The following is a 22,284-nucleotide window of genomic DNA, read 5'->3' as shown; positions in this document are numbered from 1 at the left end:
GGTATGAAAAACAAACATGCTTACGGGGGGCGGTTTTTCCGCTCGCCCTTAATCAAACTGCTTAGAGTTATGAAATTAATGGCTATTCTTTTACTGGTCTGCGCCATGTCGGTAAGTGCAGGTGGCTTTTCCCAGGATGTAAAAATCAGCCTTTCGCTGAAGGAAGTAAAGCTTACTAAATTTTTTAAAGTCATAGAAAAGGAAACCTCTTACCGCTTTGCTTTTAGTAACGATATCATTCCGTCAGGTCATATTGTAACGGTTACTGTAAATGATGTGCCGGTATCGCAGGTGCTGAATGACGTGCTGGCTTCAACAAAACTTAAATACAGGTTGATTGAAGAGTCGGGCCTGATTGTTATTTCGGAAAAAGCGGTTGGCACTGCCGTGGAAAATGCACCGTTGCAAATTTTTACAATTAGTGGAAAAGTGACAAACGAAAAAGGCGAACCTTTATCCGGTGCAACTGTACAGGTAAAGGGATCTGGCAAAGCCACCACCACGGCCGAAGATGGCAGTTTTTCGTTTGACGCACCTGACAATGCCAGGACACTCGTGGTTTCGTATGTCGGGTATGCCACGCAGGAAGTGAATATCGGAAAACAAACCACTATCAATATCTCACTGAAACCCGAAGCCTCCGGATTGAGCGATGTTGTGGTGGTAGGATATGGCACTGCCCGCAAAAAAGATGTTACCGGTGCGGTATCCAGTATAGGTGCAAAAGATTTTACGCAGGGATTGGTTACAAACCCTATGGACCAGATACAGGGAAAAGTGGCCGGGCTGGTGATTACAAAAATTGATGGCGATCCCAACTCGCCAGTAGTAATAAGGCTTCGCGGACAAACATCGCTGGCCGGCGGACAAAGTCCTTTGGCGGTTGTAGATGGTGTTATACTAGACGACATCAACCAGATTTCAAATATCCCTCCCGGTGATATTCTTTCTTACGATGTATTAAAAGATGCATCGGCTACATCAATTTACGGTTCCCGTGGTGCCAACGGGGTTATCATTATTAACACCAAAAAAGGGCGTGGCGGACGCATGCAGGTTGACTACTCCGGATACCTGTCATCTTCAACCGTGGCTAAAAAGCCAGACCTGCTGAGCACACCCGAATTTTTGGCTGAAGCAGTGAAGCTTGGCCAGGATGCAGCGCAACTTGAAACAGCTAACAGCAGTGCCGGCACAACCAATGACTGGGTTGGGGCCATCCTTCGTACCGGCATTGCACACAACCACACGGTGGGTATTACGGGCGGAACAGATAAATTTAATTACCGTGGTTCCGTAACCTATTTAAACCAGCAGGGCATTGTAATCAACACCGGCAAAGAACAGGTGGGTCTGCGGTTGAATGCAGAACAAAAAGCACTAAACGATAAACTAAATATCCAGATAGGCATTGTAAATACTTCTACCGACAGGAACCTGGTAAACAGGAACATTTTTAATTACGCGTATGTAATGCCTCCTTATATCCGCATTAAACAGGCCGATGGCACTGATAACCCGGTGTATCAATACAATTACCAAAACCCGGTATTGCTGCAGAACATGGTAACCAATAAGGCAAAAGAACACTTAACTCAGGAATACGCGACTGTCAATTATAAATTGCTGAAGGACCTGACAGTTGGTGTTACCGGATCACTTACTAAATTTAATACACAGGGAGATTATTATTTGCCAGTAATTCCAGGTTGGAACAACCTGAACAGCGCCGTTAAATCATCTTCCAACAGGGATTCGAGAAAAGGCGATATGCACGCAAATTACATTACCAGTATTGGGAAACACAATTTTACCGCCACAGGTGTATATGAATACAATTATTATTCGTACGATGCGTACAGTGCTGCGGGTAAAGGTTTTGCCGTAGACGCCAATGGAGATAATTCATTGCAGAATGGCAACTCAAGTTTAAATGCCATCAACTCTTATAAAGAAGAATATAAAATCATTTCTTTCCTGGGAAGGTTGACTTACAATTACAACTCGAAGTATTACTTAACGGCAAGTTTTCGCCGCGATGGCTCGTCTAAATTTGGTATCAATCACCGGTGGGGTAACTTCCCTTCCATATCTGCTGCCTGGCGTTTAAAGAACGAATCTTTCCTGAAAGATGTCAGCTGGCTGGATGAATTGAAAATTAACGCAGGCTATGGAGTGGTAGGAAACCAGGATGCCATTGGTGCATATAATACACTTACTACTTTAAGCAGCGGGGGTGTTACCTATGATCCTACCAATACAACTAATCCTTATCCGGTGGGTTTTTCACCCAATCAAAACCCTAATCCAGACCTGGTTTGGGAAGAAAGGCACGGTAAAAATATTGGCTTTGATTTTGCCCTTTTTAAAAACCGGTTAACGGGATCGTTTAGCGCTTTTAATGATGAAACCAGGCACTTGCTGTATAACTACACTGTGCAGGTTCCGCCCAATTTTGTATCCACCGTATTGGCCAATGTGGGAAGCCTTACCAATAAGGGCGTAGAGCTTCAATTAAATGGCGACATCATTCGTTCAAAAGATTTAACCTGGTCAGTTGGGGGACAGATTACTACCATCAATACAAAAATTACCAGCCTTTCCGGAACATGGAACGGACAAAAATTATCAACTGATAATATACCCGTAGGTTCAGCAAGCGGAAGAGGGCTAAGCGGTAATCCCATCACTTTTTTAATCGTGGGAAAATCACCGTATACTTTTTTTCTGCCACACTATGTAGGCAAAACAGCGGCGGGCTTGTCCGAGTTTGAAACTGACGGCGGTACCACTACAGATTACCTGCAGGCCAAAAATCGGTACATCGATCCCTATCCAAAATTCAACTATGGTTTTTCATCCAACCTGGTATTCAAACAATGGGCGTTGAATGTATTTTTCAGGGGTGTTTCTGGTGTGAAGATATTTAACAATACCAACCTCAACCTGGCCAATTACAATAACCTGCCTTCGGTAAATACATTAAAAGAAGCGGTGACCAGTGGATTAAGAGATAATCCAACGCCATCTGATTACTGGCTGGAAAATGCATCTTACCTGAGGCTTGAAAGTCTGACCTTGTCTTATAATCTTCCTGCAATAAAAGGAATTGATAACATGCGGTTATACGTTTCCGGAAACAATCTTTTTGTGATAACACCTTACAAAGGACTGGACCCGGAAATTGCAACAGTCGATAACCAGGCAACACCAGCATTTATTGATTTAACATACAATGGAGGGGGAGGCTTTTATCCAAAATCGCGTTCACTTACAATCGGCGTAAACATCTCTTTTAAATAATAGAGACGCACGGGGTGAACAAATTTTGAATCTTAAATAAACACAAAAATGAAACAGTTAAAATTTAATATAACATTGGTTGCGCTGGTTGTTCTTTCGCTTTCCGTACTGCGCTGCACCAAACTCGATACCAAAGTTTACAGCCAGATTGTAAATGAAAATTTCTGGCAAACACCCGAACAGATTGCTGCCGGCAAGTCGCCGGCGTATGCTGCCTTGCAGGGACTGGGCGGAAACTCCGGTGTATATTGGGAAAATGAAATTTCATCTGATGAAATGATTACACCAACCCGTGGTGGTGACTGGGGGGATGGCGGCATGTGGACGAACATGTGGTACCATCTCGAAAAGCCTGGTAGCGGCGGCGTAAATGAATGGGCATGGGGAGATATTTTCAGCGGCATTGGGAAATGCAATTACATTATTTACACGCTTAATAGCTTGAGCCCGGCACCAGCCACCATCAAATCTGATCTTGCAGAGATGAAGGCCCTGCGATCTTATTTTTATTACCTGGCGCTGGATCTTTTTGGAAATGTACCCTACGTTACCAATTTTAAACAAGATCCTACTACAGTGGTAACGCTGCCAAAGGCACAGGTATTCGATTCGTTGGTGACCGAATTAACGGCAGCTCTGCCTGAACTTTCTACAGCAACGGATATTACAAAGTATGGCAAGGTGAACAAGTATTTTGCACACAGCCTGTTGGCCAAATTATACCTGAATGCAGAAATATATACTGGTACGCCAAGACTGTCAGAGTGCATAGCACAATGCGATGCGATCAAAGCGGGAGGGTATACATTAATGCCAGTTTACTTTGACAATTTCAGGGATAAAGTGCAGGAAGCATCTACTGAAAATATTTTTGTGGTGCCTTACAAAGCGGGTGTTATACCAGCAGGCGGTGGTAACTATATTGTGGTGGCGTCTGTCATGGCTAATAACGCGTTTTATACTTTTGGCCAAAACGGAATGGGCAACAATGGCATGTCTACTTCGCATCCATTCTATAGCTTTTATGATACCACATCAGTGTATGAAAAAAGAGTTGTGGATGGCAATACCAATGTGTACAGAACCTTTAATGATCAGCGTACCGGGCAGTTCCTGATCGGTCAACAGTATGTTAAAGGTGTTCCATATCCTCCTTATCAAAACATCCTGTATTCAAGCAGTAACAATGATCCTGTCGGCCTTGGCCCCTCCAATCCCGGTGCAATTAAAATCTATGATGACCAGTCCGGGTTGCCACTGGCTTATTTTGATACCATGTACCTGGCCTCCAATCCTGCCCCTTATTTCAGGTTGGCAGGTCTTAGAAACATCAAGTACTGGCCGGAACCGGGTGGAAATGTGGGTGACAATATCAGCAATGATGTACCTGTTTTTCGCTATGCAGATATTTTGCTGATGAAAGCAGAAGCAGAACTTCGAGCCGGAACCAACCTGGATGATGCACTTGCCAATGTAAATGAAGTACGCAGGCGTGCGTATTCAGGAAGTACAAGTCATGACTGGAAAAGCAGTGACCTGACACTGAATAATTTGTATGCAGAAAGAGCTAGAGAACTGGCCTGGGAAATGGTGCGCAGGCAGGACATGATCCGTTTTGGACATTTCCTGGATGCCAGAACAATTCCTGATAAAGCAGCGGATAATCCTGACAAACATACTTACCTGTTGCCTGTTCCGCCATCAGTAATTTTATCCAATCCCAAGATTCAACAAAATCCCGGGTATTAATTTTGATGGAAGGAATGTATATTTTTAAAAGAGTAGCAACTTCGGTTGCTGCTCTTTTTTGTGCAGGCTTGTTTGGGTTTCTTTTAAAAATTAAATAGCGTAGAGCCGGGCAGGATGTAACTAATTACTGCTATCTTTTGCAGGTGTAAAAATGATAAAGCATACAAACAATGACAGTGTTGAAATGGTAAAACCAATAGCAGAAAAAGCATTTAAAATGCCACAAATATTTCCAGTGCGGCTGATGACGCTAACCTTAGCGACATGCTCTTGTTTGTTTGCAGTATTGGTGTGGAGCAGTTGTACACACCCCGTTCCAAAGGACACTTTGTTTACAAAAATGGAATCTGCAGCAACTGGTATAAATTTCGAAAACCCCAATATTGATACCGACAGTTTGAGCATTATCGATTATCTCTATTATTACAACGGCGCTGGCGTTGCAGTAGCGGATATCAACAATGATGGCTTACCGGATATTTATTTTGCATCTAATACCAGTGGCAATAAATTATTTTTAAATAAAGGCAATTTTAAATTTGAAGACATTACGCAAAGTGCCGGCGTTGCGGGAAAAGCAGACTGGACAACCGGAGTAACCATGGCCGATGTAAACGGCGATGGCTTTTTGGATATCTACATTTCCACCGTGTCCAATCATAACCCCAATGACAACAATGGTGCGGCATACACCTATTTTAAAAACTCCCGCAACCAGTTGTTCATTAACAACCACAACAATACATTTACTGAAAGTGCTGCCAAATGGGGGTTGGACATACAAGGTTATAATACCCAGGCGGTTTTTTTTGACTACGACAAAGATGGCGACCTGGATATGTTTCAGTTACAGCATTCCACACACCAGACAGACGCTTACGGAACGATTGCCCTTCGGGATAAATACAGTGAAGTAAGCGGCGGTAAATTATTCAGAAATGATGGTGACCACTTTACCAATGTAACTAAAGGCTCGGGTATCATCAGCAGTGCGCTGGGCTATGGATTGGGTGTTGCTGTGGCCGATGTTAACCAGGATGGCTTTGATGATATTTATGTAAGCAACGATTTTCATGAAAATGATTATTACTATGTAAACCAGGGCAACGGAACTTTTAAAGAGATGAACAAAGCTGCTTTTGGCCATGAGTCAAAATTTTCGATGGGCAACGATATTGCCGACATCAACAATGACGGGTGGCCCGATGTGATGACCGCCGATATGTTGCCTAAAGACGAAAAAATATTGAAATCTTCGCTTGGCGATGATGCCCTTGATATTTATAACTACCAACGCAAATTTGGTTATGCCAACCAGTATGCACGCAATTGCTTACAGCTTAATGTTGGCCGGGGAATGAAGTTTGCAGACATAGCCCTGTTTAGTGGCGTGGCTGCAACGGACTGGAGCTGGAGCCCCTTGATAGCCGATTACAACCTCGATGGTAAGGCGGATATATTTGTTTCAAACGGAATAAAAAACAGGCCCAACGATTTGGATTATATCAAATTCATTTCCTCTTTATCCCATGATCATTCCACTACAGGGGTAAGGGAGCATGATAAAGAAATACTAAAACACCTGCCCCCCGGCGCATGGCACAATTATATTTTTGAGGGAAGTGAGGAGTTGAAATTTACAGATCAATCAGTGGCCTGGGGCTTTGAAAATGCCACCCTTTCCCAGGGTGCTGCGTATGCCGATTTGGATGGAGATGGAGACCTTGATCTGATTACCAATAATATGAATGAACCAGCCGGTATTTACAAAAACAATACCCGTGAAAAGCAACCCGATGCACACTATGTAAGCGTTCAGCTAAGGGGTAAATCGCCCAACTATTTTGCGGTTGGCGCCAAAGTTTTTCTTTTTAGTAAGCAACAGGCGATGTTTAAGGAAGTGCAGCCGGTAAAGGGTTTTATGAGTTGTGGCGAAACCCAGCTTAATTTTGGATTGGGTAGTAATAACCGGATTGACAGCATGCTCATCATATGGCCGGATAACAGGTACCAGGTGATCAACAATATTACAATTGATAAAAAGACAACGGTTGTTTACAATGTGCAACACACCGATAGTATCGCTAACTACGTAATCTTCATCAACCACATATTACAGACAGCATCCCCCGAATTGTTTACTGATATTACGGCTAACCTTGGCAGCAATTTTAAACATACAGAAGATGATTATGTTGATTTTAATGACCAGTGGTTTATTCCACACGAGCTGTCAACACAAGGACCTAAAACGGCTATTGCAGATGTAAACAAAGATGGGTTGGAAGACTTTTTTGTATGTGGTGCAAAAGGCCAGGCAGGCGAACTTTTTTTACAACAAAAAAATGGCAGCTTTAAAGTTTCGGCAGATAGTACAGTGTTTGTAAACGACAAAGCCTGCGAAGAAACAGACGCTCTTTTTTTTGATGCGGACAATGACGGTGATCCTGATTTATACGTGGTAAGCGGCGGCAATATTTATTCCGGCATTACACCGCTGTTGAATGACAGGCTTTACCTGAATGATGGAAAAGGTCATTTCAGTTTTGCAGATAACCTGCCGGCGATGTCAGAAAATAAATCTGTTGCCATCGCCGCGGATGTTGATCACGATGGCGACCTGGACCTTTTCGTTGGTGGCAGATCTATCTCAAGGAATTATAGTAAAACGCCCGCATCTTACCTGTTAATCAATGATGGCAAAGGGAAATTCAGTTTCGCCAAGGGCGATATAACAACCATACTCCAGCAATTGGGAATGGTTACCAGCGCCAGCTTTACGGATATTGACAAAGATGGATGGCCCGATTTAGTTGTAGCAGGAGAATGGATGGCTCCGGTTTTATTTAAAAATAATCATGGTACACTCACTAAGTCTACCTTAACCGGTAACGATACAAATTTAACGGGCTGGTGGTGCGCCATAAAAACTGCAGACCTGGATGGCGATGGACTGGATGATATTTTATTGGGTAATTATGGCCTAAACAGCAAGCTAACAGCCAGCAAAGATTATCCGCTGCAAATGTTCAGCAAGGCGCTGAGTGGTATTGGTTCTGCCGACCAGATACTGACGGTAGCGAAGGGCAATAAATACTATCCTTTTTTAAATAAAGAAGACATTGAAAAGCAGTTGCCCTTTTTAAAAAAACAGTTTTTAATGTATGGTGAAATGGCTGGCAAAACGGTGGAAGAAGTGTTTGGGGAAAAGCTGCAGGGAGCAACAATTTTTAAAGCAGCAACACTGGCCTCCATGGTGCTGATAAATGATGGCAAAGGGCATTTTAAACCAACGCTATTACCTGCTGCATTTCAGTGGTCACCAATTTTTTCGTTTGATGTAAATGACTACAATGGTGATGGTAAAAAAGATCTGCTGGCAGGTGGAAATTTCTTTGGCACCACACCTTTCGAAGGCCGGTATGATGCTATGCCATTGGCTTTGGGCCTCGGCAACGGGCAAGGTGTATTTAATCCGGTAATGCCCATTCCTTCGGCATTCAACCAGGTAATGGGGGAAGTGAGAAGTGTTAATCACATTAAATTATCGGGCAATAAAAATGCTTTATTGATGGCGATTAACAATGACTCGCTGAAACTTTTTGAATATCATTGATGCAGCGCAATAATATCATCAGCAGATAAAATTTCAACTCCCATCCAGGGCACACAGGATGAGAGTTGAATCAAATTATTAAAGGGGTAAATTTTGCTCCATGCTTACAAAGTACCTCGTAAAGTTTTTCAATGATGAAACAATACATTGCCCGGGATCAGTTCATTTTTTGCTCCAGGCGGCTGCCAGTTTACTTTCAGTTCATTCACATCACCATTGCCAAAATAGGTTACTTTAATAGAATGAAAGCCACTTTTTAAAGCCGCTTTGCCAAACAATTCCATGGCAGCATGTTCACCGTCGTTGTTTACAATTTCAACCCCGTCAATAAAAAGCTTGCTGCCGTCGTCAGAAAAAGTAGAGAAGGTATAAAGACCACTTTTACTGATCTTAATGAACCCGTCAAAACTCAGTGCCAGCTTTTCTTTCCGTTGCTTTACCTTGTCTGATATTTCATTGGTAAACCCGGTTTTTACCGGTGCTGCTGTGTTAATTGAATTGAGATCGATCTTGCCATTCAATTCAAAATAGCGGTAAGCAATACCCGGGCTGGCAGCGTTAACTTTTACTGCATCCATCCACTCATAACGGGTGGCCTGTTTTGCAGCTTCGGGTCCGGGTAATATACCATCGATAAAAGAGGCCGCTTTAATCTCAGCTGATTTATCCAGCACAAAAGGCTTGGTGTACAACGCGGAAGTGGCAACGGGCTCGCTGCCGTCTGTTGTGTAACGAACCACTTCATTGCTTTTTCCGGTGATTGCAACTGTGGGTTGTAATGCCGTTTTTATGTAATTGATTTCGATCGAAGGCTTTGATGTAAACTTTCCGAAGCCTGCAATTTTTATGGCATAGGCGGCGGTGTTCTTTATCTTTTCAGGATTGAATTCAGGTAATTCAATTTCGATATTTTCACCCGCTTGTTTCCATAGCAGTTTTTCTTTGGTTGATAAAAAGGTCATCTCCGTGCCGGCCGGAATCACCAGTTTTTTCAATACTATTTTCTTACTGCCGGGGTATTTTGGAAGAATGGCGTACAAATCATTTTTGTCCGCATTGTAGGTATAAAAAACTTCCTTCACGGCGAAGCCCGGATCAGGGTCAAGGGTGATTTTTAACAGCATATCGCCGCTCTTGCTGGTATAATCTCTTCTGCCTTCACTCCATTGGGCAACTGTTTTCCATCTTTCAGTTCCATAGATAGCCTCGCCATTTATTTTTAACCAGTCACCAATTTGCAATAAACGTTCCTGCATAATGGGTGGTATTTTTCCATGTTCATCAGGACCAATGTCCAGCAGGAAATTACCACCCCGGCTGGCTTTATCAATCAGCTGCAACACCAGGCTTTGCGAAGAGTTGTAATCCCATGCATCTTCATCCCGGTTATAGCCATAGCTGTATCCCATACCACGACTTTCTTCCCAGGCATGGCCTTCCACATCCAGGTCGGGCTGATACTCCGGAGTATATACCGCACCATGTTTAAAACGAATGCCGCTGCCCCAGCGATCGTAGGTAACTACTTTATCCTTTACCGGACTTTCGTTGTACAACCACGATAAAAACTCCTGGCTTTTCCATGTTTCGGCCGGCGCATCCCATTCGCCATCTGTAAAAATTACATCGGGTTGATAGGTATTTACAAGCTCTTTCATTTGTGGCCACATGTGTTCCGTTACATACTTCGGTTTATCATTTAGCCAAAGCGGGTTGTACCACTCATACAGCGAATAATACATGCCTGCCCGCACGCTGGTTTTACGCACTGCTTTAAAAAGATCTCCAAGCAAATCCCTGTGAGGTCCTACTTCTGACGCATTCCATGCAAAGCCCCTGTCGCGGCTTGCTTCCCTGCTTGGCCACAGCGCATATCCATCATGATGTTTCGAGGTGAGCACAATGTATTTGGCACCCGACTGTTCAAAAACTTTGGCCCATTCATCCGGGTTAAACAATTCTGCTTTAAAATCTTTAGCAAGATCATAATAAGTGCGGTCGCCAAATTTTTTCTGGTGATAGTTGGTGGTGGCACTATCGCCGCCGGTAAGTGTATTCTGGTACCATTCTGCATAATTGCCTTTGCCGCAATATCCCGGCACTGAGTAAACACCCCAGTGTATAAAAATGCCAAACCTTGCATTGTTGTACCATTGCGGAACAGGACGTTTATCGAGTGACTCCCAGTTGGGCTGGTATTGTGCAGTCAATGGTGCGGTGTACAAAATGATCACCAGTAGGGCAGATATTTTTTTCAGGAGCTTGTGCTTTGTCATGGTGCTAATACTATTTGGGTTTTAATTTTTTTATTACAATGGTCAATGCGCTAAGGTTAAGATATGGCTTTACTCTATCAGCCGGTTTAAAAATTATGCAACATTACGTCAATGATTTGCTGCTGCTTCAACGCGGTGTTAAAAATCATTACATCATCAATGGAACCACGAAATACCCTGTCAGTGGCGGTTTCATTGCGTCCGATGTTCCATAAACTACCGGAATAATCAGCAGTGCCTGTTTCGCCTTTCGGGTTTCTCGTTTCACCCTTTTTTGTTTCCACCAGTTTGCCATCCACATACAATTTAAAATAAATGCCATCTGCCACGCCTGCCACATGATGCCAGTGATGATTCCAGTTTGCAGGAACTGTTACCGTGGCTTCGTGCCCTTCCCAACCGGTTGCATAAAAATTGATGAAGCTGTTGCTGCCCTTTAATTGTAAACTGTTCCAATCGCCCTTTGAAATGATGTCGGAAAAATTTTGTTCATCATCCGGGAATATCCATGCCATCATCGTCAATGGTAAATCCCTGCCGTTTTTGTCAAGCGCAGAAACAGCGGGGAACTCAATATAATTTCCGGCATAGGCGTTTGTCTGGATGGCTTTTCCAAAAGCACCTGCTACCCATTGTACATTTCCTTTAACGATGCCGTCATTGTTATGGCCCGAAAAATCATGAATCTTCCCGGCGGCACCTTCATCAAAATTCATTATGAGCAAGGGTTTTAGCGAAGCCAAGGCGTTGTAGTTGTATTTCTTTTCTGCGGAATGATCCACCACGTTTACCAATAAGGGTTGTAAAGATGCAATGCCGATTTTGTTGATGCCTTGTTTTGTGGCGATATAATTAAAACTGATGAGTTGTTCTTCGCCGGGCCCGAGTGTAATTGACCTGGCCGCTGCTTCAGTTTTATTTGCAAAAAGTTTCACCGGTGCACATGCTGAAACGCTGCCGGTATTTTTTACGGTTGCAGTAATGGTGATGCTATCACCCAGCTTCAACAGCGGGGTTGTGGTAAAAGAAAGATGACGATAAGTAAACAACGGTAGTGTTTGCTGAACTTGCAGGTTAAAAGCTTTAGTTCCCACAATTTTAATATGGTGTATGCCTTGTTGATAGAGAGTAAGGTTAGATTTAATGTTGGCTCTTTCGCCTGCTGCCATCACTTTGGCTATGGTTGTAAAGCGTTTGCCATCGATGTAAACGGGCGCATAAAAAGTACCTGCTGCAGCGCTGTTGTTGTGCACGTTTATTGACAGCTGCACCGGTGTATTTGCTTTTACAACCCTGGTTGAAAGGGCGCTACGCTGAATAATAAAATGGGGAGTTTCTTTGGTCATTGAATAAGGCCTGTCAACCTTGTTGATTCCCCAAGTTTTATTTGGTGTTGGCCCCATTTCAAGCGATAGAATTTTACCTGCTGCAATATCTTCCTGCGTAAGCCAGGGCCGGTTAAACGGCATTCCGTTTAAGGTGGCTGACTGGATGTACTTATTTTGCTGCGACACGTTGTTGGCTTTCAAAATAAAGTCCTTACCATTGGAAAGATGAATGACTGTTTCTTTAAAAATGGGGCTACCCAGCTGGTACTGGTTTGTACCAGGCGTAACCGGGTAAAACCCCATGGCGCTAAAAACATACCAGCTGGATAAGGTGCCCAGGTCATCGTTTCCGGGCAAGCCGCCGGGATCAGTGGAATAATTTCCTTCGGTGATTTGCCGGGCCCACTGCTGTGTTTTCCAGGGCTGGCCGCAATAATTAAACAGGTAGGCATAATGCAAGGGGGGCTCGTTGTCATGCACATAATGTCCCTCTTCAAAACATTGGCTAAGCTTGTTGGAAAACGAACTGTCGCCACCCATCAGGTTAATCAATCCCTGCACATCATGTGGCGCAAACCAGGAATACGTCCAGGCTGTGCCTTCTGCATACCCGCCATCCTTCCATTCACCCACGCTGGTTTTAGCACGCATAAAACCAGTGGCTGCATCAAAACTGTTTTTGTAGTACCCTGCCTGTTCAATCAGTGTGCTGTATTGCTTTGTATAACGTTGATTATTGCCGCTAACTGATAAAAAGTTAGCAGCCGCCCAACAATTATAAGCATATTCAAGCGAATGTGTTACACTATTGGTAATGTTAGCGGGTACATATTTGTATTGCACAAAATCACTCATTTCCCGGCGGGCGTAAGGTGGCACAGTAAGGCTCTTACTCATTGCTTCAGCTGCTTTTACAACATCAAAATGGGCAGCTCCTTTTATGTAACTGTCGAGTATTAGTTCCGTATTGTGATTGCCCATCATATTGTCGGTGGGTAACCATCCCGTCTTGTCGTATTCGACCAATACTGATGCAACCATATCGCTTTCCCTGTCGGGATCAAGCAGGGTAAACAAGGGATGCTTGCAACGGTAAGTATCCCAGGGAAACAGCGCTCCATAGCTGTCTTTCATTGCTCCGGCATCTGATTCAATAGCAGGCATAAACATCGAATGGTATAAGGCCGTATAGAAAACTGACTTGCTGTTTTCGTCCGGCGTGGTGATGGATATCTGACCTAATTTTTGATTCCAGATTTTTTTAGATTGCAGTTTGGTTTGTTCAAAATCCCAGCCGGGTTGTTCCAGTTGAATGTTGTTTTCCACGCCTTTAAAAGAAGTGGTTGAAAAGCCGATTTTTACAAGGATGGGTTCGGTGGGATTTGCAGCATAATTGATGGTGATGGAACCGGGAAATTCAGTGCCGGTAGTATCTGTTTGCTTTTCAATCTTGCCCGGATAAGGAGCCACTGAATTAAAAGGTTTGCTGAATTGCAGTATAAAATAAGATCCTCCGCAACGGCCTTTGATGGTGGTGCTGTCAACAATTATTGTGTTGCTGATATCGTATAGCCGCAGATGAGCTGCTGTAGCTGTTAAAAAAGTAAACCGGCAAAGAGCGGTTCTTTCAGTGGCTGCAAACGCCGCTGTGATGCCTGTTTCTTTCAGCTTTACCTGGTAAAAATAGGGCGTGGCAATTTCATCCACATGATCAAAAGTTGCGGCTATTTTTTCTGCCCCTATACTATCACCAGCAAAAGGCATTAGGTTAAAACTGCCGGTAGAAAAATATCCGCTGGCATGATTGATAAAACTAAAACGCCTGATTTTTTTATCAGAATACATGTAACCATCCGGTGTAATTTGCACCATACCAAAAGGCCGCAGTACGCCAGGAAATGTGGCACCCTTCGACTCCCAAACGGTATGGTGGCTCGACTTTTCGGTGCCAATCAGCGGGTTTACATAGTCTGCCAGTTGTTTGTTTTGTGCATGTACATTGTAATCAATGCAACATAGAAAAACGCTCAACAATCCAGTTGCAAAAAAGGTATTTTTTAATTTCATTATGGTGCATCAATGCTCTTTAAAAGGGTGCTATAAAAATTGTTAGTGAACAAAAAAAGTAGCATCCATCAATTGTTTTTCTCCGCCAGGTGCTTTCATAAATACCTGCAAACTTTGTCCCGATCCGTTTTGAAAATAGTTGACCGTAAACCGATGCAAACCGGCCGCCAATGCCTTCTCTCCCGATTTTTCAAGATCGCCGTGACAACCATTGTTGTCAGCAACGAACGTATCATCTATAAAAATTTGCGAGCCATCATCTGACAAAATATAAAAACTATACACACCTGTAACCGGTACTTTGATGTAGCCGGAAAACTGTACTGCATAATATTCTTTTGGTGTACTGAGCAGGCTAAGATCGGGTACGCTTACAACACTGGTTTTGCCGTTGCTGAGTTGCTTAAAATCGGGCATCAGTTTCCACTGGCCTTCATAAACAGTTGCCGATAAACCCGCAGCTGCAGAAGTCTTGCTTATGGGTGCTGCAGGGGATTGTTTGGTATACCTTGCTGTTGCAGTTTCGCTGCTCATACCCGAGGCAAAATAAGTGGTCACTTTCAGCAAGGCGCTGTTCGTTAATACCAGTGAATCTTTGTACAAAGGAGAGTTGATTCCGGGCTGCGTTCCATCCAATGTATAATGAATGGTTCCCTGGCCGTTGGATGTTTTAATAAAGATATTTTTGCGGTCAATAAACAATCCTGCCGGTGAAGACAGGATGGGGGCGGGTGCAAAAAGAAACCGGGCAGTGGCAGTCGCGTCTGTCTGCACACCCTTATTGAAAGTAGTTGCCCTGATCAATGCTTTACTGCTAATTACAAATGGCTGAATGTATAGAGTGGATTGGGCAGTTGGTTCGGTGCCGTTGGTGGTGTACCGGATTTCAGCAGCGGGAATGGCTTGGATGGTAACTGCTGCAGGTGCAAATAAATAACCTCCCTCCGGATGTATACCCAAAGCCTTTGCACCGGCGGAAACACTTTTAAACATGGCTGCATATCCCCCGGAAGCCTTCATAACAACAAGCAATGAGTCATCATTTGTATAAGCAGTTTGCGTATACAACAGTTGATCGGGGTTGGTTAAATCATCCTGGAACACAGCGGTTTTAAAATTGCCTTTGCCTAAAAACTGCAAGGGTAGCATCAGGCGTTTTTCATCGCCGGCATTGATAATTCCAATGTACCAGTCGCGGCCTTTTCGCCTGGCAAATGCTGCAACTTTTCCAATACGGCTTTGCGGCAAAACAATCGTTTCATCCCACACGGTGGGCATAGATTGAATCAATGGAGCGGCCGTATTATTTAAATACGCATTGGGGTCTGCAGGCCAGCAGCTTAATACGGAATTAAAAATTACCTGCAACGCCAGTTGGTGTGCACGGGATGTACCGTATGCTTTTTTACTATCGAATACACCCGGAGTAGCATCCGCCGGCCCAGCCAGCATGCGGGTAAAAGGCAGGATGGCATTGTGTACCGGCCCCTGCGGATTAAAGGTCGCCCATTCCTGTCCATACACGGCTTCCCTGGTAAGTTCGTTGGGAAAACTGCGGTTATAGCCGGTTGGTTTGTTGGCACCGTGAAAGTCAATCATCAGGTGATTGTTTGCGGCATCTTTTAATGCGGCTTCATAAAACTTTACCTGGTCTATTCCTTCCTTGTCAATAAAATCAATTTTTATTCCGGCTACACCGGTATGCTGCATCTGCTCAAAAAAGGCACGGCGTACGGTATCTTCTTTTAGAGATGTGTAGGCTTTCCAAACCCAGATGCCAACTTTTTTATTGCTGGCGTACTGCACCAAAGCTTTCAATGAATCCAAGCAATTCGGCCAGCTCGATTCCCAGCCGGCATCCACCATATTGTATTCAAAACCCAGGAGGGCAGCTTTGTCAATATACATTTTTTCAAGTGCCATGGTGGTAACATTGTCATGCATAAAATACGACCAAACGGCTTTGCCGGGCTTTATCCAGCTGGCATGCTGTAATGCACTATCCGGCGCAGGATTCAGGTTTTGAATGATGTCTGCATTTACAAGCCCATTGAGGTTATCACTAATAATGGCCACCCGCCAGGGCGTTACAATCGTGTCCTGTATTTTCCATCCGCTGGAATCATTTACAAACGCAGCATGCAGGGTTCCACTATTGTCTGATTGCAACGACATGCCGCTATAGTTGTATAAAGCCGCTTCGGTAATGCTTACATAAATACTGTCTGTAGTTTGGTAGGTGAGTGGCGGTCCAAGTTTTTTTACACCCAGTTTTGACACCGGTGTTTCGTAATACAATCCTTCATAGTAAAAAACATTTTCCTGGTACCACACCGTTGACCCGGCTGGTATTTTCCAGGAACTGGCTTCACCTTGCACAGTGGCTGTTCCTTTTTGCGGAACCACATACCGATAAGCGATGCCATCCTCAAATACCTTTATGTGCAGCTGGTACTGCATCCCGCTTTGTTGATGGGTAATGGGAATGATAACCTGGTTGTAGTGGTTGACAGCCGTATCGTGCACACCTGGCGATGCATATTTTTCATTGACGGATGAATAGACAGGATCATTCATTTGTACAGACTTACCCAAATTGATTTGGTTAACGGTAATGCCAAGGATTGAGTTTAAAATAACCGTCTTGCCCCGGTACTGAACGGTATAGATCAGCATTCCGGCACTATCTGCGGATATGGAAGTTGTTATTTTACCATCCGGACTCTGCAATGTAACCGCACCATTTTTTTTACCGCAGCCGGTACTGGTTATAACCACAATGGCTGCCATTGCCAGCAAGCCATTCATCAGTTTTTTTAGATGCGGGGCCAGGTAAAAAAAGCAATGGCGCAGGTGAATTGATTTCTCCAAAAGGTATTTGTTCAGCATATTTTAATGACCTTGTTATTGCAGATTGCTTTGCTGTTATTATAATGGATGAACGCCAGGTTTGTTACAGTGATATTCATTTGTTGACGGGTGCTATAGTTGTTATTAAGCGTATGTTTTAACCAATGATGAAGCATTCGTAGGGTGGGGCAAGATGATGCAACAAGTTACTGTTTAATACTCATCCGTTAAGGTGGCTGTCATACGCAAACGCTTGTGTTTAATTTCGTTTTAATTTGATTTATGAAGGAAAGCATTTTTTTACCGCATGTTAAATTTGTTATTACTGATATTAAATACCTTGCCTTGTAAACAAAACAACCTTTATAAAGTTGATGTCATGTCAATACGCAACACAACCTGCAAAATGAAAAAACAATTAACAGCTATTTGCATTACAATAATTGCCGCAACAGCCGCACAGTGCCAGCCGGCTAATCCGGCCCAATTTGTAAACCCATTTATAGGTGCCAGCACCAATGTGGGTGAAGCCGGCATTTATCATGGGTTAGGAAAAACTTTTCCTGGCGCAGCAACGCCCTTCGGTTTGGTGCAGCTTAGTCCCAATACCATTACCGGTGGCGATAACGGCTCGGGGTATAGCTATGAACACACCAGCATTGAAGGTTTTGCGTTTACGCAAATGAGTGGCATCGGTTGGTATGGCGACCTGGGTAATTTTTTAGTGATGCCAACAGTTGGGCCGTTGAAAACAAATTCAGGTAAAGAAGGCGATGCCTTACCAGGCTATCGGTCCGGCTACAATAAACAAAGTGAAAAAGCTACCGCGGGTTACTACAGTGTGCAGCTAACCGACAACAATATACAAGCAGAATTAACAGCAGCACCGCATTCAGGCATCATGCGTTTTACTTTTCCTGCCAGCAGCCAATCACGCATACAGATTGATTTGGCCCGAAGGGTAGGTGGCACTTCTACCCTTCAATATGTAAAGGTGGTAGATGACTACACCATAGCAGGATGGATGCAATGCACACCCGATGGCGGAGGGTGGGGTGATGGTGAAGGCAATGCCAATTACACCGTATACTTTTATGCAAGCTTCAGCAAGCCGTTAAAAAATTTTGGCGTATGGAGCGCTGATATCCCTGATACAGCAAACCGTCACCGGGAGGCGGTTTCAGCCAGTTACTACCAGCAACGCATAGCCGAAGCAATTGTATTAAAAGGGGTAAAAGAAAAGGAAGGAAAGCACCTTGGCTTTTTTACAGAATTTGCCACATCAGATAAAGAACAGGTATTGATGAAAGCCGGGATTTCATTTACAAACATTGCAGGTGCCAAAGCAAATGTAAACACCGAAATAAAAGACTGGAATTTTGATAAAGTACATGCCAATGCCATTGGCAGCTGGAATAAAGCCCTTGGCAAAATCAACATCATCGGCGGAACTGATGAAGAAAAGAAAGTATTCTACACTGCTTTATACCATACCATGATTGATCCCCGGTCTATGCAGGATGTGAATGGCAATTATGCGGGGGCCGATCATTTGGTTCATCATGCTCAACAATTTACCAAGCGCACCATTTTTAGCGGATGGGATGTTTTCAGGAGCCAGATGCCGTTGCAGAATATCATAAATCCGGAGGTGGTAAACGACATGATCAATTCGTTGGTAACAATGGCAGACGAAAGCGGCAGGCATTACCTGGAACGTTGGGAATTGTTAAATGCTTATACCAATTGTATGATTGGTAACCCGGCGATACCAGTAATTGCCGATGCCTACGCAAAGGGCATCCGTAATTTTAATATTGCCAAAGCATATACCTATGCTGTAAATACCACCGGCAAATTTGGCAATGGTGAAAGAGGATATGTTGCTGAATCCAATAGTATTTCCGGTACGCTTGAATATGCGTTTTCAGAAAGTTGCCTGGCGGGTCTGTCAAAAGCTTTGGGTAAAAAAAATGATGAAATTAAGTATACACTTGCGGCACAGAGCTACCGCAATATTTTTGATACCGCTACAGGTTGGTTCAGACCAAAAATGAAAGATGGAAGCTGGGAACCCTTGCCACCAGCAGGCCGTTTGCAGCAGGATTATGGTTCAGTAGAAAGTAATCCCTATCAACAGGGATGGTTTGTTCCGCATGATATTAAAGGTATGGTGCAGTTAATGGGCGGCACAAAAAAAGTAATTGCAGACCTAACCAGTTTTTTTGAACACACGCCTGAAAGTATGACCTGGAACGATTATTACAATCATGCCAACGAACCGGTGCACCATGTGCCTTTTTTATTCAACAGGTTGCAGGCACCCTGGTTAACGCAAAAGTGGAGCAGGGCAATTTGCCGAAGGGCTTACCACGATGGCGTTGCAGGGTTGGTGGGCAATGAAGACGTTGGCCAGATGTCGGCCTGGTATATATTGGCATCCAGCGGCATTTACCCGGTTGCTTCCGGTAATTCGCGGTATGAAATTACCAGCCCGGTTTTTAATACCATAACTTTTAAACTGGATGCCCGGTACACCAGCGGCAAAACATTTACCATAAAGGCCATCAATAATTCGACGAAAAACATATACATTCAAAGCGCCACACTTAACGGAAAGCCCTGGCCCTACTGTTTTATTACGCATGCCGCTATTGCAAAAGGCGGCATTTTACAATTGCAAATGGGCGACAGACCCAATGAGCACTGGGGTAAAAATGAATAACGGCAGCAGTACAGGTGGTTGTTTTCTGTTACAAAGGTTAAAGCGGCGTGTGGTAAGATACCGATCCAAAATGAAGCCGGGTATTTTACATTTTTCATTTGCGTTATGGATAAAATTTGTAAATAAACGGCCATTTTAAATCAATTTACATTTTATTCAACCCTTACTTTTGTGTAATAATTAAAATTTAACTGTATGATACAACCTGCATGGGAAGGAGTTTACCCCGCAATGCTTACTCCGTTTACAAAAGACGATGCCATCGATTTTGAGATGTTTAAAATAAATGTAAATGCACAGCTGGATGCCGGCGTGGATGGCCTGGTGGTGGGTGGCTCTTTGGGTGAAGCCAGCACTATGCTTGCCGAAGAAAAGTGGGAATTGTTGCGCTATTGCAAAACCGCTATGAACAGGCCTGTACCGGTGATTGTAAATGTTGCAGAGCAATCTACAAAAGCAGCTATCCATATTGCAAAAGATGCGGTAGCCAACGGAGCTGATGGATTGATGGTGTTGCCACCCATGCGCTACAAAGCAGATGACCGGGAAACGGTGGAATACTTTAAGGCCATCGCAGCTACTACAGATTTAACCATCATGATCTATAATAATCCATACGATTATAAAATTGAAGTAACACTGGCCATGTTTGAAGAATTGGCAAAAATGCCTACCATCGTGGCGGTAAAAGAATCCACCCGGGATGTTTCAAATGTAACCCGGATGAAAAATCATTTTGGCGACCGGTTTAAAATTCTTTGCGGTGTAGATACATTGGCACTGGAAGAACTGGCGCTGGGTGTAGATGGATGGATCGGCGGATTGGTAGATGCTTTTCCTGCAGAAACAGTAGCTGTTTACAAACTGATGAAGCTGGGCCGTTATAAAGAAGCGCTGGAAATTTACCGCTGGTTTTTGCCCCTGCTGGAGTTGGACATTCACAGTAAACTGGTACAATACATTAAACTGGCAGCAACACAAACCGGCCTCTGTACCCCGTATGTAAGGGCACCAAGGCTAATGCTGGAAGGGCAGGAAAAGGAAGCCGTTCTTGCAATTATTAACAAGGGTATCGCTACAAGGCCAGTATTGCCTGTTCTTTAAAAAAATGTAAATACGGTACTGTTAAAAATCATTAGCAGGTTAGAATAAAATGCATTGTCCGGGCTAAGAAGCTATGTGGAACAGCGTTGCGTCGCCCTCTTGTACCTGGATAACACTGTGGTACGTCTTTCGTTGCAGCTGTTTTTTTGCAAAAATAATTGTTGCAAAGCGGTAACAAAAATGCGGGTGGGTTGAATTGAATCACGATTTTGATGTGCCCTGGCCGAAAAACATTTTTAAAAAATTAGTAAACAAACTATGCTTTCAAAAAAATTCTTTTGTATAGATGCGCATACCTGCGGCAACCCGGTAAGGCTGGTAGCAGGCGGCGGCCCTTTTTTACAAGGCAATAACATGAGTGAAAAAAGGCAGCATTTTTTAAAGGAGTATGATTGGATACGCAAGGGCCTGATGTTTGAACCCCGTGGACACGATATGATGAGTGGCAGTATTTTGTATCCGCCACACGACCCGGCCAATGATGTAGCCGTATTATTTATAGAAACCAGTGGCTGCTTACCCATGTGTGGGCATGGCACCATTGGCACCATCACCATCGCTATTGAAGAAGGATTGATCACACCAAAAACACCCGGAATCATCCGCATGGAAGCCCCTGCAGGACTGGTGTTGATCAGTTACAAACAGGAAGGTAATAAAGTGAAATCCGTAAAGCTTACGAATGTAGCATCCTACCTGGCAGCTACCGAATTAACGGCTGAATGTCCGGAACTGGGCGAACTGGTAATAGATGTTTCCTATGGAGGAAATTTTTACGCCATTGTAGATGTGCAGAAAAGCTTTAAAGGCATTGAACATTACAGCGCCGGCCAGTTAATTGCATGGGCAAGGGAACTGCGCAAACGCATCAACGAAAAATATGAGTTTGTACACCCGGATAATCCTACCATCAACGGCTGCTCGCATATATTATGGACGGGTGCTGTGCTTGATAAAAATTCAACCGCCCGGAATGCCGTATTCTATGGCGATAAAGCCATTGACCGCAGTCCATGTGGCACAGGCACCTCCGCACGCATGGCGCAGTGGTATGCCAAAGGCAAGCTTAAAAAAGGCGATGTGTTTATTCATGAAAGTATCATCGGCTCAAAATTTAACGGCACCATTGAAGAAGAAACAAGCGTTGCCGGCAAGCCAGCCATAAAGCCCGGTATTGAGGGCTGGGCAAGAATCTACGGGTACAATACCATCAGCATCGATGAAGCAGATGATCCTTATGCGTTTGGCTTCCAGGTAATTTGAATT

Annotated in this window: 9 protein-coding genes; 6 read left to right on the top strand and 3 right to left on the bottom strand. The window is 43.8% G+C overall.

Features of this window, described 5'->3' with window-relative positions; genetic code table 11:
* Positions 1-3 precede the first annotated feature (3 nt).
* The 3 genes from QWZ08_RS15965 to QWZ08_RS15955 all read left to right on the top strand — a co-directional run bounded on the left by QWZ08_RS15965 (position 4) and on the right by QWZ08_RS15955 (position 8,668).
* Positions 4-3,303 carry a SusC/RagA family TonB-linked outer membrane protein gene (locus QWZ08_RS15965; protein ID WP_290338485.1) on the top strand — a complete coding sequence of 1,100 codons (3,300 nt, stop codon included), beginning with the start codon at positions 4-6 and terminating at the stop codon, positions 3,301-3,303.
* Positions 3,304-3,351: 48 nt separating this feature from the next.
* A complete protein-coding gene (locus tag QWZ08_RS15960; RefSeq protein ID WP_290338484.1) occupies positions 3,352-5,052 on the top strand; it encodes a RagB/SusD family nutrient uptake outer membrane protein in 1,701 nt (566 codons plus the stop codon).
* A gap of 151 nt (positions 5,053-5,203) precedes the next feature.
* The gene (locus QWZ08_RS15955) at positions 5,204-8,668 is read left to right on the top strand and encodes a VCBS repeat-containing protein (RefSeq protein WP_290338483.1); all 3,465 of its coding nucleotides are present in this window, start codon (positions 5,204-5,206) and stop codon (positions 8,666-8,668) included.
* A 128-nt stretch (positions 8,669-8,796) separates the two neighbouring features.
* Here the strand turns inward: QWZ08_RS15955 and QWZ08_RS15950 are convergent, their stop codons facing one another.
* The 3 genes from QWZ08_RS15950 to QWZ08_RS15940 form a co-directional block, all read right to left on the bottom strand.
* Positions 8,797-10,944, bottom strand: a complete 2,148-nt coding sequence (locus tag QWZ08_RS15950; protein WP_290338482.1) for an alpha-L-fucosidase — start codon at positions 10,942-10,944, stop codon at positions 8,797-8,799.
* 86 nt (positions 10,945-11,030) lie between these two features.
* Positions 11,031-14,339, bottom strand: a complete 3,309-nt coding sequence (locus QWZ08_RS15945) for a GH92 family glycosyl hydrolase (RefSeq protein WP_290338481.1) — start codon at positions 14,337-14,339, stop codon at positions 11,031-11,033.
* Positions 14,340-14,381: 42 nt separating this feature from the next.
* Positions 14,382-17,228 (bottom strand): glycoside hydrolase family 97 N-terminal domain-containing protein, encoded by a 2,847-nt coding sequence (locus QWZ08_RS15940; RefSeq protein ID WP_290338480.1) that lies wholly within the window; start codon positions 17,226-17,228, stop codon positions 14,382-14,384.
* A 367-nt stretch (positions 17,229-17,595) separates the two neighbouring features.
* On the opposite strand from QWZ08_RS15940, the gene QWZ08_RS15935 reads away from it, so the two are divergent.
* The 3 genes from QWZ08_RS15935 to QWZ08_RS15925 all read left to right on the top strand — a co-directional run bounded on the left by QWZ08_RS15935 (position 17,596) and on the right by QWZ08_RS15925 (position 22,281).
* Positions 17,596-19,914, top strand: coding sequence for a GH92 family glycosyl hydrolase (locus QWZ08_RS15935; protein ID WP_290338479.1), 2,319 nt, complete (start codon positions 17,596-17,598; stop codon positions 19,912-19,914).
* Positions 19,915-20,109: 195 nt separating this feature from the next.
* Positions 20,110-21,018, top strand: coding sequence for a dihydrodipicolinate synthase family protein (locus QWZ08_RS15930; RefSeq protein WP_290338478.1), 909 nt, complete (start codon positions 20,110-20,112; stop codon positions 21,016-21,018).
* 258 nt (positions 21,019-21,276) lie between these two features.
* Positions 21,277-22,281, top strand: a complete 1,005-nt coding sequence (locus tag QWZ08_RS15925) for a 4-hydroxyproline epimerase (RefSeq protein WP_290338477.1) — start codon at positions 21,277-21,279, stop codon at positions 22,279-22,281.
* Positions 22,282-22,284: the final 3 nt, after the last annotated feature.

Origin of the sequence: Ferruginibacter paludis, from assembly GCF_030409685.1 — a bacterium.
GTDB classification, from domain to species: Bacteria; Bacteroidota; Bacteroidia; order Chitinophagales; family Chitinophagaceae; genus Ferruginibacter; species Ferruginibacter paludis.
The sequence above is the reverse complement of the archived record's forward strand: the minus strand, read 5'-3'. Positions and strand labels throughout refer to the sequence as shown.

Excerpts from the sequence above, each read along its gene's own strand:
- QWZ08_RS15965 (WP_290338485.1), top strand. The coding sequence starts at position 4 with ATGAAAAACAAACATGCTTACGGGGGGCGGTTTTTCCGCTCGCCCTTA.
- QWZ08_RS15960 (WP_290338484.1), top strand. The coding sequence starts at position 3,352 with ATGAAACAGTTAAAATTTAATATAACATTGGTTGCGCTGGTTGTTCTT.
- QWZ08_RS15955 (WP_290338483.1), top strand. The coding sequence starts at position 5,204 with ATGATAAAGCATACAAACAATGACAGTGTTGAAATGGTAAAACCAATA.
- QWZ08_RS15950 (WP_290338482.1), bottom strand. The coding sequence starts at position 10,944 with ATGACAAAGCACAAGCTCCTGAAAAAAATATCTGCCCTACTGGTGATC.
- QWZ08_RS15945 (WP_290338481.1), bottom strand. The coding sequence starts at position 14,339 with ATGAAATTAAAAAATACCTTTTTTGCAACTGGATTGTTGAGCGTTTTT.
- QWZ08_RS15940 (WP_290338480.1), bottom strand. The coding sequence starts at position 17,228 with ATGCTGAACAAATACCTTTTGGAGAAATCAATTCACCTGCGCCATTGC.
- QWZ08_RS15935 (WP_290338479.1), top strand. The coding sequence starts at position 17,596 with ATGAAAAAACAATTAACAGCTATTTGCATTACAATAATTGCCGCAACA.
- QWZ08_RS15930 (WP_290338478.1), top strand. The coding sequence starts at position 20,110 with ATGATACAACCTGCATGGGAAGGAGTTTACCCCGCAATGCTTACTCCG.
- QWZ08_RS15925 (WP_290338477.1), top strand. The coding sequence starts at position 21,277 with ATGCTTTCAAAAAAATTCTTTTGTATAGATGCGCATACCTGCGGCAAC.